General features: G+C 41.9%; 16 protein-coding genes and 1 pseudogene. All 17 read right to left on the bottom strand.

Going from position 1 to position 16,367, the window contains the following annotated elements; all coding sequences use genetic code 11:
• Positions 1–12: 12 nt before the first annotated feature.
• Positions 13–840 carry a peptidoglycan editing factor PgeF gene (gene pgeF, locus LC040_04960; protein ID WLR52262.1) on the bottom strand — a complete coding sequence of 276 codons (828 nt, stop codon included), beginning with the start codon at positions 838–840 and terminating at the stop codon, positions 13–15.
• A 131-nt stretch (positions 841–971) separates the two neighbouring features.
• Complete coding sequence (locus LC040_04955; GenBank protein ID WLR52261.1) at positions 972–1,223, bottom strand: YlmC/YmxH family sporulation protein; 252 nt, start codon at positions 1,221–1,223, stop codon at positions 972–974.
• Between the two features lie 405 nt (positions 1,224–1,628).
• Complete coding sequence (gene sigG / locus LC040_04950) at positions 1,629–2,408, bottom strand: RNA polymerase sporulation sigma factor SigG (GenBank protein WLR52260.1); 780 nt, start codon at positions 2,406–2,408, stop codon at positions 1,629–1,631.
• 117 nt (positions 2,409–2,525) lie between these two features.
• Entirely contained in the window at positions 2,526–3,245 is a 720-nt protein-coding gene (gene sigE, locus LC040_04945; protein WLR52259.1) for an RNA polymerase sporulation sigma factor SigE, read from the bottom strand.
• A gap of 16 nt (positions 3,246–3,261) precedes the next feature.
• Positions 3,262–4,191 carry a sigma-E processing peptidase SpoIIGA gene (gene spoIIGA / locus LC040_04940; protein WLR52258.1) on the bottom strand — a complete coding sequence of 310 codons (930 nt, stop codon included), beginning with the start codon at positions 4,189–4,191 and terminating at the stop codon, positions 3,262–3,264.
• Positions 4,192–4,406: 215 nt separating this feature from the next.
• Positions 4,407–4,937: a hypothetical protein gene (locus tag LC040_04935; GenBank protein ID WLR52257.1), complete on the bottom strand. Its 531-nt coding sequence runs from the start codon at positions 4,935–4,937 to the stop codon at positions 4,407–4,409.
• Positions 4,938–5,135: 198 nt separating this feature from the next.
• Positions 5,136–6,278: a cell division protein FtsZ gene (gene ftsZ / locus LC040_04930; GenBank protein ID WLR52256.1), complete on the bottom strand. Its 1,143-nt coding sequence runs from the start codon at positions 6,276–6,278 to the stop codon at positions 5,136–5,138.
• Between the two features lie 43 nt (positions 6,279–6,321).
• Positions 6,322–7,608 (bottom strand): cell division protein FtsA, encoded by a 1,287-nt coding sequence (gene ftsA, locus LC040_04925; protein ID WLR52255.1) that lies wholly within the window; start codon positions 7,606–7,608, stop codon positions 6,322–6,324.
• Between the two features lie 134 nt (positions 7,609–7,742).
• Entirely contained in the window at positions 7,743–8,093 is a 351-nt protein-coding gene (locus LC040_04920) for a small basic family protein (GenBank protein WLR52254.1), read from the bottom strand.
• Between the two features lies 1 nt (position 8,094).
• A complete protein-coding gene (locus LC040_04915; protein ID WLR52253.1) occupies positions 8,095–8,811 on the bottom strand; it encodes a DUF881 domain-containing protein in 717 nt (238 codons plus the stop codon).
• A 67-nt stretch (positions 8,812–8,878) separates the two neighbouring features.
• Positions 8,879–9,594: pseudogene (locus LC040_04910) on the bottom strand (DUF881 domain-containing protein).
• A complete protein-coding gene (locus LC040_04905) occupies positions 9,584–10,378 on the bottom strand; it encodes an FtsQ-type POTRA domain-containing protein (GenBank protein WLR52252.1) in 795 nt (264 codons plus the stop codon). The pseudogene LC040_04910 and the gene LC040_04905 overlap by 11 nt, the downstream one beginning before the upstream one ends.
• A gap of 209 nt (positions 10,379–10,587) precedes the next feature.
• Positions 10,588–11,499: a UDP-N-acetylmuramate dehydrogenase gene (murB, locus tag LC040_04900; protein WLR52251.1), complete on the bottom strand. Its 912-nt coding sequence runs from the start codon at positions 11,497–11,499 to the stop codon at positions 10,588–10,590.
• 17 nt (positions 11,500–11,516) lie between these two features.
• Complete coding sequence (gene murG, locus LC040_04895; protein ID WLR52250.1) at positions 11,517–12,611, bottom strand: undecaprenyldiphospho-muramoylpentapeptide beta-N-acetylglucosaminyltransferase; 1,095 nt, start codon at positions 12,609–12,611, stop codon at positions 11,517–11,519.
• A gap of 266 nt (positions 12,612–12,877) precedes the next feature.
• Positions 12,878–13,975, bottom strand: coding sequence for a stage V sporulation protein E (gene spoVE / locus LC040_04890; GenBank protein ID WLR52249.1), 1,098 nt, complete (start codon positions 13,973–13,975; stop codon positions 12,878–12,880).
• A 39-nt stretch (positions 13,976–14,014) separates the two neighbouring features.
• Positions 14,015–15,376: a UDP-N-acetylmuramoyl-L-alanine--D-glutamate ligase gene (gene murD / locus LC040_04885; GenBank protein WLR52248.1), complete on the bottom strand. Its 1,362-nt coding sequence runs from the start codon at positions 15,374–15,376 to the stop codon at positions 14,015–14,017.
• Positions 15,377–16,351, bottom strand: a complete 975-nt coding sequence (mraY, locus tag LC040_04880; GenBank protein WLR52247.1) for a phospho-N-acetylmuramoyl-pentapeptide-transferase — start codon at positions 16,349–16,351, stop codon at positions 15,377–15,379. It abuts the gene before it with no gap.
• Positions 16,352–16,367: the final 16 nt, after the last annotated feature.

Genomic DNA, 16,367 nt, shown 5'->3' with positions numbered 1-16,367 from the left:
CTCCTGCAAGTCCTATTCTGTTTGTGTAATAACACCAAGCATTCTGCCGGTTTTTCCGTTATCACGTCGATGTGAGAAAAATTTGTCTGATTCACAGCTTGTACAATATGTACTACATTCGAGATTTGCTGTCGGAATTCCTGCGTGTTCGAGCAGCTGCATATTCAATTGCTTCAAGTCAAGCTGTGCTTTTCCGTTTTCTTTTTCGATAAATGGCGGGTTGGTTTTGTCGAAAGGAAGAGCCCTTACTTGTTCCATTACCCGATTATCGACTTCATAACAACACTTTCCGATCGCTGGCCCAATCACTGCATATATTTCATTCAAAGGAACGCCATGCTTTTCATGCCAAATTCGTACCATCTCAGGCCCAATTTGCGCCACAGTTCCCTTCCATCCAGCATGGGCCACACCAATTAAATGATGAGACGGAGCGACGAAAAACAGCGGAGTACAATCAGCAAAGCCTGCTGCTAAATAAACACCAGCGGCTTTCGTGTACATCCCATCTGCATCAGCAAGCACTGTATGCGGATCACGAGTTCCTTTTCCTCTATCTTCTTCCGTTACTTCTACAATATTTTTACCGTGGACTTGATAGACATTAACCCAATCACTTAAGCTGCTATCAAGCGTTTTTGCAAGTCTTTCACGATTTTCAATAACATGTTCTTCCCTATCGTTCACATGAAAACCTGTATTCAATTCATGATATGGAGATGGGCTCACTCCCCCAATGCGCGTGCTGATTCCTGCTGTTACGTTCGGAGCGATTGCTTTCCACTTCTCAATTTGCAAAAAAGCTGGTGCATAAGCTTGAAAAGGTTCTCTCTTTACCATGACTCCTCATCCTCTACCTGCAATTATTTTGCATTGTTTCATTTTTTCTACCATGATTCCAACATGAAATCAATCCTATTTTAGCACAAAAATGAAAGAAGAATCGACATAAAGCCGTCATTCTTAAAAAATCATTCTTCTATCTGGTCTGATGACACCCGAACTAAAATCACATCTGATCCAATCTTAACAATGTTGCTCCACGGAATCGTCATCCCTTCATCCTTCCCAAAAAAGCGCATTCCTCTCCCATTAACAGGCACAAGCACCCTACTAATACGCCCAGTCTCCAAATCAATATCAAAGTCCGTAATCTGCCCAAGCCTCTTCCCATCCGCAATATTCACAACATCCTTACTCTGAAACTCCGAAATCCTCAACATCAACCCCACTCCCTTCCTCTACTACCCATCCTATGCAAACAAAAGCTTGGACAATAACGAAAAGCGGAGGCGAATTGAACAGGGGCGACAAGCATAAGGCAGTTTGCGAAGGGGACCGACCTTTGTCCCCGTAGTAAGCTGACTTATGACCTCGAGCCCCTATTCGCCGGAGCTAGACATCCCGAAAAGCGGAGGCGGGCCGTTTAGAAATATTGTTTGCTGGAGCCTTCATGCATAGGGGCGCACTTTGCCCCGGAGCATTAAAGGAACGCTGGCTAAGAACGTCACGTCCTGTGACAACGCCTGCACTAGCACATCCTGTGCGTCGAAAGCGGGTTAGACTGTCCGATTCCAATCAAAAAACCCATCCCCAAATAGTGAGGACAGGCCGGCTTGCCATAATAATTAATGCTGAATATTTTTATTCATTTGTTTGATCGCAGCTTTTTCAAGCCGGGATACTTGCGCCTGTGAGATGCCGATTTCTTCAGCAACTTCCATTTGCGTTTTACCTTGGAAGAAGCGTTTAGTTAGAATCATTTTTTCTCTGTCGTTCAAACGACGCATTCCTTCTTTCAGGGCAATTTCTTCGATCCATTGAACATCTTTATTTTTTTCATCACTCAGCTGATCCATTACAAAAATAGGATCGCCGCCATCGTTATAGATTGGCTCAAACAATGAAACAGGATCTTGAATTGCGTCAAGGGCAAAGACAACTTCTTCATGCGGAACATCCAGCTCTTTTGCAATTTCAACTGCAGTCGGTTCACGAGATGTTTTTGCAATTAATTTTTCACGCACCTGGAGAGCTTTATAAGCGATATCTCTTAATGAACGCGACACACGAATGGGGTTATTATCGCGTAAATACCTGCGAATCTCCCCGATAATCATTGGTACCGCATAAGTGGAAAAACGCACATTTTGTCCTAAGTCAAAGTTGTCAATTGACTTCATTAAACCGATACAGCCCACTTGGAACAGATCATCTACATATTCCCCGCGATTATTGAAGCGTTGAATGACGCTTAACACGAGTCGTAAATTTCCGTTTACAAGCTTTTCTCTCGCTGTGTCATCCCCGCTTTGCATCTCTCGAAATAGCTTTCGCATTTCTTCATTCTTCAAAACAGGTAACTTAGATGTGTCTACACCGCAAATTTCTACTTTGTTACGCGTCAATTCTTTCCCTCCTCATCGGAGCTCATCAGGTACAATTTACAAGTTAAGTATCTCCTTGAGAGGGAATTTTATGCATGGTCAAATTTAGACAACAAATAAGCAGAATTTCATAAATATTTACAACATTTTATTAAATTCCTTGCGAAGGCGCTCAATGATTCGTTTTTCAAGGCGTGAAATATAAGATTGTGAGATGCCAAGCATATCTGCTACATCCTTTTGCGTCTTTTCTTCCTCACCTGCTAAACCAAACCGCAGCTCCATTATTTGCTTCTCACGGTCATTTAAGAACTCTAGTGATTTCTTTAAAAGCTTACGGTCAATTTTGGCATCTAAGTCTTTTGTAATAATATCTTCTTCTGTTCCTAAGACATCTGAAAGCAATAGCTCATTGCCATCCCAATCAACGTTCAGTGGTTCATCAAAGGAAACTTCTGAACGGGTTTTATTATTTCGGCGTAAATACATTAAAATTTCATTTTCAATACAGCGCGATGCATATGTCGCAAGCTTTATCTTCTTCTCTGGATTAAATGTATTAACCGCTTTAATTAAACCGATTGTGCCAATACTGATTAAGTCCTCAATGTTTATACCGGTGTTTTCAAACTTTCGCGAAATATATACGACAAGCCTAAGATTCCGTTCGATTAGTAGTGAGCGTGCAGCTTGGTCACCTGTCGTTAATTTTGAAAGCAACACTTGTTCTTCATCCTTTGAAAGCGGCGGCGGTAGCGCTTCTTTTCCTCCGATATAATACACTTCATCGGTCTTAATCCCAAACTTCATCAACAGCTTGTACCACCACAATGTTAAACGTAGCTTTAACGTTGCCATTCTCATCCTCCTTCACTTATTTTGCTTGTTCTGTAAGTATCGGTTGCCCATTTGAAATCATATCTGGGTGTAAAATACACTCGAAATCACCTTCAGATGAGAGTGCACCTGCATGCAGGCCAATTAACACACGTTTTACTTGGATTTGCTCATGCTCAAGTGTCAAGATGACTGAATCTGGTTTAACAGCGAGCAGTAATTGATTCGCAGAACCAAGGCCACTGAACGGAATCATCCGAAGACGCTGCTGCCAATTTGTCGGCACATCAAGCTCGCCAATCTTGTCCGGTTGTTTTGCCAGCTGAAACACAGCTTCTGGAATTTGCGACTCAGCATGTTCAATATCTAGAATCATCACGGGGGTTTTCGTAAGAGGATCATATAATTTATTTCCGCTATCAATCAGCCCCTTCATAAAAAGAATCGTATGCCCAATATCAATCTCCACCCCTGCCAAACTCTCTGTATGGAGCTTTCGTGTTTCAATTGATGTGAACTGATTTTTTGAAAGCATCCACAAGAACGGAAATGAAATCAAGACAAACAACCAACCTGCAGGACTTCCATATCCCCCTGCTTGTGTTGTAACAACCCCATTGATCACGTCATGCTCCACCTGCAAAAAATAATGCATCCCAACAATGCCGCCACCAATCATAAAGGTCAGCACGTAGAAGGTCAGCAGCCCCTGCATAAAAAAGCGGAATTTTCGGTAGCCAAATGCCATAAATATAATCAAGAAAGAGAATAAAAACTTCCCAAGCGGATGAACCGCAAAAAAGGACAACGGTGTAAAATACAGGACGACTGTTAATGAAGCAACGAAAGCCCCAAGCACAAGACGCCACCTTGAAACCCTTCGCTTCAGCACAATAGCTGTTAAAGCTAGCAAACTTAAATCAATACAAAAATTCAACAGCCATATAATGTCCAAATAGACAACCAACCGATTTCTCCTTTCTTCCATCCCGAAAGATAGTTTGTTTAAGTAAGTATACAAAAGAGAAAATTGAAAGTCTGTCAATCGATGCCGACCAACCCAAAGAGTTTTTGACAAATTTTAAACCATTTTGTCACACGAAAAGCGGAGGTGGGCCGCTTAGAAATATTGTTTGCTGGAACAGATCAAAAAAAAGACGCCTAGCGACGTCTTCTTTTTGCTTACCAGTTTCCATTATTCAATTCATAATAAAAACGATGATAGGTCGGCTCTTGATGCGGCCAGCTTTTGTGCTTCTTATAAAAGGCGTTAAAAAGCTTTTCAACCATGTTGATTTCTTTTTGTTTTGAAATTTTTCCTTGGACATACGTTTCGTGAATATGTTCGTGTTCTTTAATTAACTGAAAGATATCTTGACTCTTGCTTGTGCCATTATCGATTTTATGCCAAATGTCACTTAAAAATGATTGATCTAAATATCGTTCATCAAGATCATCAGGATGATACGGCTGTTCACCAACCCATGGCTTACGAATGGCTCTTAAATCACTCATCTTATACACACTTCCTGCACGTTCTGTTGGTATATGTGAAAGCTGACGTTTTTGCTGCACGTCAAACTTAATGACAGTTGCTTTCTGTTGTGAGTCGATTTGTTTTGTTCGTTGAGTATAAGTATGAGTGTCCCTAGACAACGATGGCTTCTTTGTTAATTGATATGTTCGCTTTAAGATTGCACCGATGAAATACACGTTAGGAACTCCTTCCCCAATCAATCTAATCATATTTTAACATATTTTTCTCTTAATTTAATGCATTATGACTATTTTTCCTGTTTTAATAGTTATTTCGTATTGGGGGACCTTTAGCTTTGAACATGCAAGACGAATCAAAAACCTATTTTATTGCATAAAAAAAGCTTGCAGGATTTCCCTGCAAGCTTTCTGTATTTATTTTCTTCTACGATTTCGGTTACGTAGGAAGGTTGGAATTTCGAGCGTATCTTCCTCTGGTTGTGGATTGAAAGAAGGTGTACGCGGTTGTTCTGTCGGTTTTTCTTCACGTGGTTTCGGCTTTGATGCCATATTATTACGTCCGCTTTGCATCATTGGACGTCTCGGCTTTGATTGACTCAGGTCAATATCATTAAAGCCTGTTGCGATAACTGTTACGACGATTTCATCTTTTAAATTATCATTAATGACAGAACCGAAGATCATATTCACTTCTTCATCAGAAGCAGAAGAGACGATATCTGCAGCCTCTTGAACTTCATAAAGGCTTAAATTAGAGCCGCCAGTGATATTCATCAGCACGCCTTGAGCACCATCAATTGATGTTTCAAGAAGCGGGCTGGAAATCGCTTTTTTCGCTGCTTCTGCTGCACGGCTTTCACCTGTTGCAATCCCGATCCCCATTAATGCAGAACCTTTATCAGACATAATTGTTTTCACATCTGCAAAGTCAAGGTTAATTAAACCAGGAACTGCAATCAAATCAGAAATACCTTGTACACCTTGGCGAAGAACATTATCCGCTTCACGGAATGCTTCAAGCATTGGTGTATTCTTGTCGACAATTTCAAGCAAGCGGTCATTTGGAATAACAATTAATGTATCAACGTTATCCTTCATTGAATTAATACCGCCAGCCGCCTGTGTTGAACGCTTACGACCTTCAAATGTAAACGGACGTGTCACAACGCCAACTGTAAGTGCGCCAAGTTCTTTTGAGATTTGGGCAATAACTGGAGCAGCACCTGTGCCTGTTCCACCGCCCATACCAGCTGTTACGAATACCATATCTGCGCCTCTTAACGCTTCCTCAATTTGTTCTTTGCTTTCTTCAGCCGCTTTCTTACCTACTTCTGGGTTTGCACCTGCACCAAGCCCTCGCGTTAATTTTGAGCCGATTTGCATCTTCGTTTCGGCTTTTGATAGATTAAGAGCTTGTGCGTCCGTATTTACAGCAATAAACTCTACTCCTTGTACGCCATGCTCAATCATGCGGTTGACAGCGTTGCTTCCGCCGCCGCCTACACCGATGACCTTTATCGTAGCTAACTGATCCATTTCCGTGTCAAATTGCAACATGTCAGATCCTCCTAATCGTCCAAATTACTTCATACTAATTTCCCTATTCAAAGAAATAGCCAATCCATTGTTTCATTTTATCCTTCATATTTTCTTTGTTGGCTTTCTTCGCTTTTGATTTCTTTGGTGACTGCGGCTCACTTGTAGCAGCATATTCCTCTTCAGCTTCTGAAACGGAGCCATCAACCTCTATACCTTGTAATTTTGCTTTATGGTGAATATAACGGATTAACCCGACACCTGTTGTATATTGTGGCTCGCGTACACCTATATAATCTGGATGAGCAATCCTTACATTAGGTTGTAACACTTCTCGTGCCAACTCGACAACCCCTGTCATATTCGCTACACCGCCTGTTAAAGCATATCCACCCGGTAATTCTCGATAGCCCATCTTACGGAGTGTTTCTTGAATCATTTCAAACATTTCTTCTAATCTGGCTTCAATGATATCAGATAACTCCAACTGATTGTAAGTTTCTTTTGTATCACTGCCAATGACAGGCACGCTAAATGTTTCGTCTTCTGAAGCCATGTCAAAGTATGCATAACCGTATTTAACCTTTACTTTCTCTGCTTCTTCTGCCGTTGTACGCAACCCGATTGAAATATCTTTCGTCATATTGGTGCCGCCAAACGGCAGAGTTGTAACAGCTTGCATTTGTCCTTGCTCAAAAACGGAAATTGTTGTTGTTCCTCCACCAATATCAATCAGTGCAGCACCCATGTATTTCTCATCTTTTGATAATGCAAAGTGTCCCGCTGCAAGAGGCTGCAGGGAAATATCAATGATTTCCAAGCCAGCTCGCTCGACACAGCGGAGTAAGTTATGTAAGACATTTTTGGACGTTGTTATAATCGTTCCTTCCACTTCAAGACGAACACCAATAATGCCACGTGGGTCATTAATTTCACCAACACCGTCAACAATAAATTGATGTGGCACCACACTAATGATTTCCCTTTCAGGTGGAATCGAAACAACTTGCGCTGCATCAATGACACGAGCGACGTCCTCATTTCGAATTTCTTTATTTTCACTTTGGACGGCTACTACACCATGACAATGCATCAATTCAATTTGATTGCCACTTACACCTACAATTACACGTTTAATGTCGAGGCCGACCATTCGCTCTGCTTGTTCGACTGCCTTTCGAATAGAATGAACGGTTTCATCTATGTCTACTATGGAACCCTTTCGTAATCCTTCTGATTGTACATTACCCACTCCAATGATATTTAAAGAATCATTGGAAACCTCTCCAATAATCACTTTAACATTGGATGTACCGATGTCTAAACTAACATAAATCTCGTTGCTGTTCATTCTTTGGCACCTCCTTTTAACCCTAGTCCAACAGGCCATCACTCACTTCACTGAAATGGTGTATTCCGATATGGTATTTTATTGTTTGTATTCAACAAGGAAAGGGTTTTCCCTTTTAAAAAATTGATTTTTTTCTATTTTTCTCGTGATTTCGTCCATTTTTCCAGTAATATTCTCCGAATCACTGCAATGTTTTGGAAAAGTCTCACTCCAAACGCAAAAACAGCTGCTAAATAGAGATCAACTCCTAAGTGGACACCGAGAAAAGCTAACCCTGCTGCAAGTAAGATGTTGGAAAAAAAGCCTGTTGCAAAAACTTTATCATCAAAGATATGCTGCAAATGAGCTCGAATACCACCGAAGAGTGTATCAAGCGCAGCAAGAACAGCTATTGATAAATAATTCGAATACTCATCTGGAATTGTGATGTTCGTTAGTAATCCTAAAATAATCCCAATTAATAATCCGATAAAAGGCAGCCACATGTTAACTGTTCCCCTCTTCTAGTTTAACCGGTTCCATATATTGAATTCGTAGTGTTCCGTCATACTCTGGAAGTGTTACTTTTGGCACAACTTCAGATGACAGCTTCAAATTCTCAATCGCAAAATCATCAGCAGATTGTGAGACAAGCATATGGTTATGAAGCTTTTCAGCGTCTTTGGCTAACACTTTAATTTTTAACGGCAAAGGTGGAATCGGCTTTAAGTTAACATAGGTTTTACCGTTTACATCACGAATGGGTGTCGTTGAAATTACCCGTTGGTCCGCAATTGCGATTGCTTTTGCCTGATACATATTTAGCTCATTAATAAGCCTTGTAAGCAATTGAGGTGAAGGTGTTTTATACGCTTGGCCATAGATTGACTCACTAAAAAGCGGCTCAATCGTAATTACGACTCCACGTCCGCTCACCTCGGTCAGCCCTATTTTCTTTTTTAATTCTTCTTTTTGCTCAGCTAACGCACTCTCTTGAGCCCATACTTCATTTTCCTCATACTTTCGCATTAACTGATCGATATTGTAAATCTCTTTAAGAATTTCAGATTGAAGCTCTTGCTCTTCTTTCAAATCTTGGCGCAGCTCCCACATATCCCGTGTATCTCGTGTGTCTGGTTCTTGGGTAGATTGGAACTGAATCGCAAGCATTAGACCGAGGACAATGGAGATGAGTGCCATTGTCCAAAGATTTCGGTTGCCCATCGTCAATCACCTTTCTTAACGGAACGCCTACGTTAACAACGCCATGTCAGCTCTATCGTTCACATTCTTATGAATTAGGAATTTCATTCGTTTGGCCTAAGTAAGGTTCAAGTGTTACATTTTCTCTCTTCTCGATTCGCACTTCGACATTGTCGCTTACAAGCTGGTCTTTGACACCTTGAGAGAGGTTCATTGATTCGTACAAATCATTTGGATTGCCGATTGCCGTAATGACAAACGGTGCTGCATGCTCTTTTCCATCAACTGTGATGACCGGACCGACACATGCAATATATGAATCATGAAGAAGACGTTGACCATTCACAGCAATTGCCTTCGCCCCAGATGAAAGCAATTCATTAATTACTTTATGTACATGCGCATCATGCACGATGTAATTATTGACGTTCTCCTCATCCTTAATATAAGAGGCATCTCGTAGACTTACTTCAAGGCCAGGACCTTGTACCTTAACAACACCTGCGTACATGCGAAGCTTTTCTACATCCTCTACAAGGTTAAAGAGCTTTTTTTCTCTTTTTGAGCAAGTTCTTCCTCAGTCTTTCGAACCTTCTCTTGTTTCTCATATAGTTCCTCTTGAAGACGTTTTGTTCGCTCTTCTTGATTAATGAGTGTTTCACGGTACTGGTATTCCTTATCCCACTGCTTGTCAGGCACTTTGTTCAAGCCTTCATGGTTGGTAAATTGGTAGGAAAATGAAACGAGAAAACCAATCATAAGTAAGGCGAAAGAGAGTACGACATGTTTTCCTCTAAGCTTCATTGTCAGCTTCTCCCTCTTCTTTCTCTTTCTTTTCATCATTCTTATATTCCTTGAAGTAAGCACCTACCTCTAAATGAATAACACCTTTTTGTTCAGGCTTGAGGCGGCTTGCAATCGCTGGATATGCCGTTATCTTCTCAGCAAAGTTTCGAACAGTAATGCTTACTTCTTGGCCATCGTTCATAAAAAGCGTTACATGAAGTTGGTCTGACTTCATCGGAGTATGATGGATTTCAGCAATATTATTCATAATACTTGGTGGTACCTTACGTAGTTCTGCGGCCATTTCCTGAAGGGCTTCACTTGGCTCCCAATTCATTAAGACAGGCGCTGCAACTGGCACGTCAGCTGAATCTAATGCTGGTAAGATTTTGCCCGTTTCTAGGATCGGGTGAAATTTCCCTTCACGCAGCAAATAAGCTGTACGTGCATTCTCTTCTACTAAGAACTCCACCGTATTAATAAAATGCTTGTCCACTGTAACACTTTTGATTTCAGGATGCTTCTCAATCTTTCGTGCTGTCTCCTCTTCATCAACTTTCCAAATATTATCTTGTTTCGACAAACCGCTTAACGTGATGATTTCTTCAGAGGAAATATAGCGATTTCCCGAGACTTCTAAAGAGGATACTTTACTTAAGGGTGATTGCACATACACAATCGCTGCGATCATCACAAAGAAAAACACAATATAAAAAATAAAGCGGCGGTTCGCCTTTTTCTTCCGCTGCTCTTTGAGCTTTGGTATACGGTCCTCAAGCGATACGATTTTTCCTTTTTCCATCCTTATCCCCCGCACGCTCTACATAAATTTTCGTTGAACAACATGAAAACATTGCCTATCAGCTTTAGTTGCAAAAGCGATTTTCCCTTTAACCTGCTCGAAATCCCATACAATGAGAGAAACGGCATTAAAACGTATGCCGTTTGCAAGTAAAAGCATGTATATCGCTTTATTAGCGGTATTTATTATATCATATTTTACCTTTTATCTCAGTTGTTTCCGCCAATTATTTCAACTTCTGTTTCCATGTCAATGTCAAATTTTTGTTTAATAGTACTTTGGATATAGGAAATTAACTCCATCACATCTTTTGCAGTTGCATCTCCATCATTTACAATAAAGTTCCCGTGAAGATCAGAGACTTTTGCACCGCCGATTTGGTAGCCTTTGAGCCCTGCTTCTTCTACAAGCTTTCCAGCATGATTAGGAAGTGGGTTACGAAATATACTGCCAGCACACGGAAAATTCCACGGCTGAGTATCACGCCGATAGTCTTTGTGCTTTTGCATCTCTGCGACCACCTCGTCACGATCACCTTCTTGTAAGGTTAGTATAGCCTCTACACAAATTCCTGGCCGCTTCTTTTGTAAAACAGAAGTTCGATAAGAAAACGCCATCTCTTCATTGGAAAGCCATTCAGAAGTGCCATCATGAAAGATGATACGAGCTTTCTTTAAGATTTTCGACATATCTGAGCCATGTGCACCTGCATTCATATAGACAGCTCCACCGACAGAACCAGGGATACCTCCAGCAAACTCTAAGCCAGACACCCCTTTACGACTGATAATCGTCGCTAATTTTATAAGAGGATATCCGCCCCCAACGCGTAGCTCAGTACCGTTCTGCTCAAGCTCATCCATGCCTGTGCCGAGCTTAATAACAGCTCCTTTAATGCCGTCATCATGAACAAGCAGGTTGGAACCACGGCCAATCGCCCGCCATTCTATGCCTTCTTTGTGGAGAATACGTAACGCTTTTTGCAGTTCATCTGCATTTTGCGGTTCGATAAAGAGCTGTGCAGGACCGCCAACTTTCATCGTCGTATGTTTAGATAGTAGTTCATTTTGACATACTTGCGGTACACCTGCTTCTTTGAGAAGTTTTATGATTTGTTCCATTTAGAGCCCTCCTCAGGTTATTTCGTTTTTAAAGCGCGCATACAGTTATACAGATTCTCTGCTGCATCAGGCATGCCGATCTGTCTTGACTTGTCACTCATTTCTGTGCGCTTTGATTCATCAAGCATGATGCTGTCAATATCCGCAAGCAGCTGTTTGGCATTCAGTTCTTGTTCAAGACGAAGAATGGCAGCTCCATGATCACTTAACGTTCGTGCGTTCTTTTCTTGGTGATTGTTTGTTACATATGGGCTTGGGATTAAAATACTAGGTAAGCCAAGAGCCGTAATCTCTGCAAGTGTCGTCGCACCAGCACGAGCAACAATGCAATCCATACTGCCGAGTATTTCTGGCATATTATAGACAAATGGCCTTATGATGACATTCGACAAATTTTTATTCTTTTCGACCGTTTTCATTACGTCGTCATAATGCACCTCTCCTGTAATATACAGGAATTGATAGCTTCGCTTGCCTACTTCATCAAGTCCTTTTATAAAGGCCTCATTAATCGGTCTAGCACCGCGGCTTCCTCCAACAATCAGGACAACAGGCTTGCGAGGGTCGAGACCGAGTTCTTCCTTTGCCCGTGCATTGTGCTGTGAGGCTACCTCTGAAGCCCGCGGATTACCTGTCAGCTCAACTTTCTTACTTGGAAAATATGAAGCTGCATCTTCAAATGACAGCGCCACCTTATCAACATAGCGGCTTAAGAACTTATTCGTAAGTCCTGGCACACTATTTTGTTCATGAATCACTGTCGGAATACCCATTTTTGCAGCCGCATAAACAACAGGCCCACACACGTAGCCGCCTGTACCTAGAACCACATCAGGTTGAAACTCTTTCAAATATTGTTTACTCTTTTTCACACCTTGCAAAAAGAGCATCACTGTTTTGAGATTATCAACTGAGAGCTTTCGTTTGAAACCAGAAATTTCAATGGTTTTGAAAGGGATTTCTTCCTTTCCAATGATTCGTGATTCTAACCCCTTTTCTGTACCAATGTAGAGAACCTCTGCATCCTTGTCTTTCTTCTTTAGTTCACGGATAAAGGCAAGTGCTGGATAGATATGCCCGCCTGTGCCTCCGCCGCTTACCACGACCTTCATCGTCACAAAACCTCCAATTTCACAAACAAAGTCAACTTTCTATTTCGTTGTATTTCGGCAAATTTATTAAAAGCAGGAGAATCAACTGTTCCCCCCAAAAAAACATAAATAAGAATTTCTTACAAGCGCTCTTTTCCCCCAAAAGAAAAAGATAAACCCTGCTAGAACAGGGTTTTTTACATAAATCCATTAGAAAGGAGCAACACGTTTGTCAATGCTTTCTTTCCTCCCTAACTTATCATATTCAGCTCTTGCCTAGATCGTGACTAATAACGGGCGTAACGGCTGATATTTAACAAGATACCGATCGCTACTAAAATGAGCGTTAACGATGAACCGCCATAGCTTAAAAATGGGAGTGTAATCCCTGTGACAGGCATCAGTCCCGTTACAACACCGATATTAATCATCACTTGGATAGCGATCATGGAAACGATCCCAACCGCCAGGAAAGACCCAAACAAATCTGGCGCACCAAGTGCAATCCGAATGCCGCGCCACAACAGAACGGCGAACAACAGTAAGACAAACGTTCCGCCAATAAACCCTAGTTCTTCAGCAATAATTGAGAAAATAAAGTCTGTCTGCGGCTCTGGTACGTAGAAGAACTTCTGACGGCTCTTTCCTAAGCCAAGGCCAAGTAATCCGCCGGGTCCGATTGCATAGAGTGATTGAATGATTTGAAAACCGCTTCCTAGCGGGTCCTGCCACGGATCTAGAAACGATGTGATTCGTTTAATCCGATATGGAGCAGATGCAATCAAACCGACGAAACCAGCCAGACCGACAACACCGAGCGCGACAAAGTGGCTAATTCGCGCCCCTGCCGTGTAAATCATCACGACACAAGTTCCGACAAGCACTGTGCCTGTCCCAAGATCAGGCTGCAGCATAATTAAGCCGAACGCGGTCATGACAAGACCTAATGATGGAACGAGACCGCGTTTAAATGACGTTATCTTCTTTTGATGCTCACTTAAATATTTGGCGAGGAAGGCAATCATCGCAAGTTTCATAAATTCTGACGGCTGAATGGAGAAGGCTCCAACTCCAAGCCAGCTTCGCGCCCCACCGCGTACTAATCCCACCCCTGGGATTAAGACGACAAGCAGCAGCCCAAAGCAGACAAGCAATAATAACTTTGAGTGAGTTCGCCATGTCCAATAATCAACATTCATCATGAAAAACATTGCCACAATGCCTACCCCAGCAAAAAGGAGCTGACGTTTTGCAAAGAAGAAACTATCATCAAACTTATAATCTGCCCAAATCGCGCTTGCACTGTAGACCATAATTAAACCGACAGTGAGAAGCAAAAACGTTGCCAACACCAATACATAGTCAGGCGCAGTACGTTTATGCACGTTATCGACACCTCAAATCCTCCGCAATGGCAGAATGAGTCAAGCCCTCACTTTCAGTTTATGCACGCAGTCTACAAACATGTCTCCTCGTTCTTCAAACGTTTTAAATTGATCCCAGCTTGCACAAGCAGGAGATAATAGAATGACATCACCACGTGCTGATAATCCGAAAGCTTTTTGAACGGCTTGTTCTAAATTATCGACACGTTCGATTGTTTTTAATCCCGCCTGTTCAGCTGCTTCAATTAACTTTGGTGCTGTTTCCCCATAGGTGACAATCCCTTTTATCCCTTTCAAGGAAGGAATAAGTGCATCAAAGCTGTTCCCACGGTCCAATCCCCCAGCGAGAAGAATAACCGGCTGTTCAAACGCTGCTACGGCCTTTTCGGCAGCAAGAATATTCGTTGCCTTTGAATCATTGTAAAATCTTCGCTCATCAACAGTGTCAACATATTGCAAGCGATGTGTTACACCTGTGAAGGTTGTCAGCACTTGGCGTATGCCTTCATTTGTTCCACCAGCTGCTTTAACCGCTGCAATCGCCGCAAGAATGTTTTCAAGGTTATGTGAGCCTGGCAGTACAATATCTGCTGTTTCAATGATCTTTTCATTTTTATAATAGACAGTGCCTTCCTTCACATATGCCCCACTAGCAATTTCTTCTTTCACTGAAAAGAAAACGACCGTTGCCTGAATCGTTTCTGCTAAGTTTCTTACATGTTCATCATCCGCATTTAGAACAGCTATATCTTCTGCGGTTTGGTTTTTAAACAATTCAGCTTTTGCCGCAATGTAGTTTTCTTTCGTGCCGTGATAATCAAGATGAGCATCAAAAATATTTAACAGCACCGAAATTTTCGGACGAAATTCACGTGTGCCCATTAATTGAAATGATGATAATTCGGTTACAAGCCATTCATCTTTCTTGGCAGCTTGTGCAGATTCACATGCTACTTTTCCAATATTCCCTGCTAGACGCGCTTGCTTCTGACTTGCCTTTAACATTTCATGTATAAGCGTTGTTGTCGTTGTCTTTCCGTTAGAACCTGTAATACCTATGATGTCAGCTTCACTAATCTCATAGGCGAGCTCGACTTCTGTAATCACTGGAATGTTCCGCTCTGCCGCTTCCTTAAGGAGAGGGACATGGTACGGAATTCCCGGGTTTTTCACAATACATTCAAAGCCACGGTCCAGCAAGCCGTCTGGATGGCCGCCGCCGATTACTTCAATGCCGAGTGCTTCAAGTTCTTTTGCATTGCTATCTTCTGAAAGGTCCTGCTTATCATTTACGACAATTTTCGCACCAAGACGCTGTAAAAGCTTGGCTGCAGCAGCGCCGCTTTTGGCCAAGCCTAACACAAGTACTTGTTTTCCACGATAACTCGTTTGTTCGTTCACTTAGATCCACACCTCTATATAGATTCCAATACATGCAAATAATAATCCAACAAACCAAAATGTCACGACGACGCGCCACTCACTCCATCCCATTAATTCATAATGGTGGTGCAATGGACTCATCTTGAACACACGTTTGCCTGTTGTTTTAAAAGAAATAACTTGGATGATAACAGATAATGTTTCAATTACAAATACGCCGCCAATAATGACAAGCAGAATTTCAAGCTTTAATAAAATAGCAACGGCTGCAACGGCACCACCGAGTGCAAGAGAGCCAGTATCCCCCATAAAAACCTTCGCAGGATGTGCGTTGAACACTAAGAAGCCGAGCACTGCGCCGACGACTGCGGTACAAAAAATGGCTACCTCATACTGACCTTGATACCAGGCAAGAATGGAAAATGCGCCGAATGCAATCGCAGCTGTTCCTGCAAGTAGGCCATCAAGCCCATCTGTTAAGTTCACCGCATTAGAGCCGCCAACTAACATCACGATCATCAAAATCATATACACCCAACCGAAATCAAAGCCTAAGTCTGTACCTGGAATATTCACGTATGTAGAAAACTGCGACTGAGCAAGTACGAAATAGAAAACAAGTGCAATAATCAGCTGGCCGACTAGCTTTTGTTTCGATGTAAGACCTAGATTTCGTTTCATTACAACTTTAATGTAATCATCGAGAAAACCGAGCAGTCCATACGTAAATGTAACAAATAATAGAAGATATGTTTCACGGCTTGGCTCTGTAAATTGAGCCGCCATCAGAAATGTGGCAGCGACGATTGAAATAATAATCATAACGCCACCCATTGTCGGTGTTCCTGACTTCTTCTGATGTGATTGCGGCCCTTCTTCACGAATGCTTTGGCCAAACTTCAAACGACGCAAAAATGGGATAATAATTGGTGAAAGCAGTGCTGCGATTAGAAATGAAAGTATTAATGTCCAAACGATTCCTTTAACTTCCACTGCTTGCCCTCCTTTC

The organism is Bacillus tianshenii (assembly GCA_020524525.2).
GTDB lineage: Bacteria > Bacillota > Bacilli > Bacillales > Bacillaceae_N > Bacillus_AV.
Note: the sequence above shows the minus strand (reverse complement) of the source record. Positions and strands in the feature narration are given on the sequence as shown.

Coding starts and splice junctions, on each gene's coding strand:
- pgeF (WLR52262.1), bottom strand. CDS start 840: ATGGTAAAGAGAGAACCTTTTCAAGCTTATGCACCAGCTTTTTTGCAA.
- ftsA (WLR52255.1), bottom strand. CDS start 7,608: ATGAACAGCAACGAGATTTATGTTAGTTTAGACATCGGTACATCCAAT.
- sigE (WLR52259.1), bottom strand. CDS start 3,245: ATGGCAACGTTAAAGCTACGTTTAACATTGTGGTGGTACAAGCTGTTG.
- ftsZ (WLR52256.1), bottom strand. CDS start 6,278: ATGTTGCAATTTGACACGGAAATGGATCAGTTAGCTACGATAAAGGTC.
- murB (WLR52251.1), bottom strand. CDS start 11,499: ATGGAACAAATCATAAAACTTCTCAAAGAAGCAGGTGTACCGCAAGTA.
- LC040_04955 (WLR52261.1), bottom strand. CDS start 1,223: ATGTTGAGGATTTCGGAGTTTCAGAGTAAGGATGTTGTGAATATTGCG.
- LC040_04915 (WLR52253.1), bottom strand. CDS start 8,811: ATGGGCAACCGAAATCTTTGGACAATGGCACTCATCTCCATTGTCCTC.
- LC040_04920 (WLR52254.1), bottom strand. CDS start 8,093: ATGTGGCTGCCTTTTATCGGATTATTAATTGGGATTATTTTAGGATTA.
- LC040_04905 (WLR52252.1), bottom strand. CDS start 10,378: ATGGAAAAAGGAAAAATCGTATCGCTTGAGGACCGTATACCAAAGCTC.
- murG (WLR52250.1), bottom strand. CDS start 12,611: ATGAAGGTCGTGGTAAGCGGCGGAGGCACAGGCGGGCATATCTATCCA.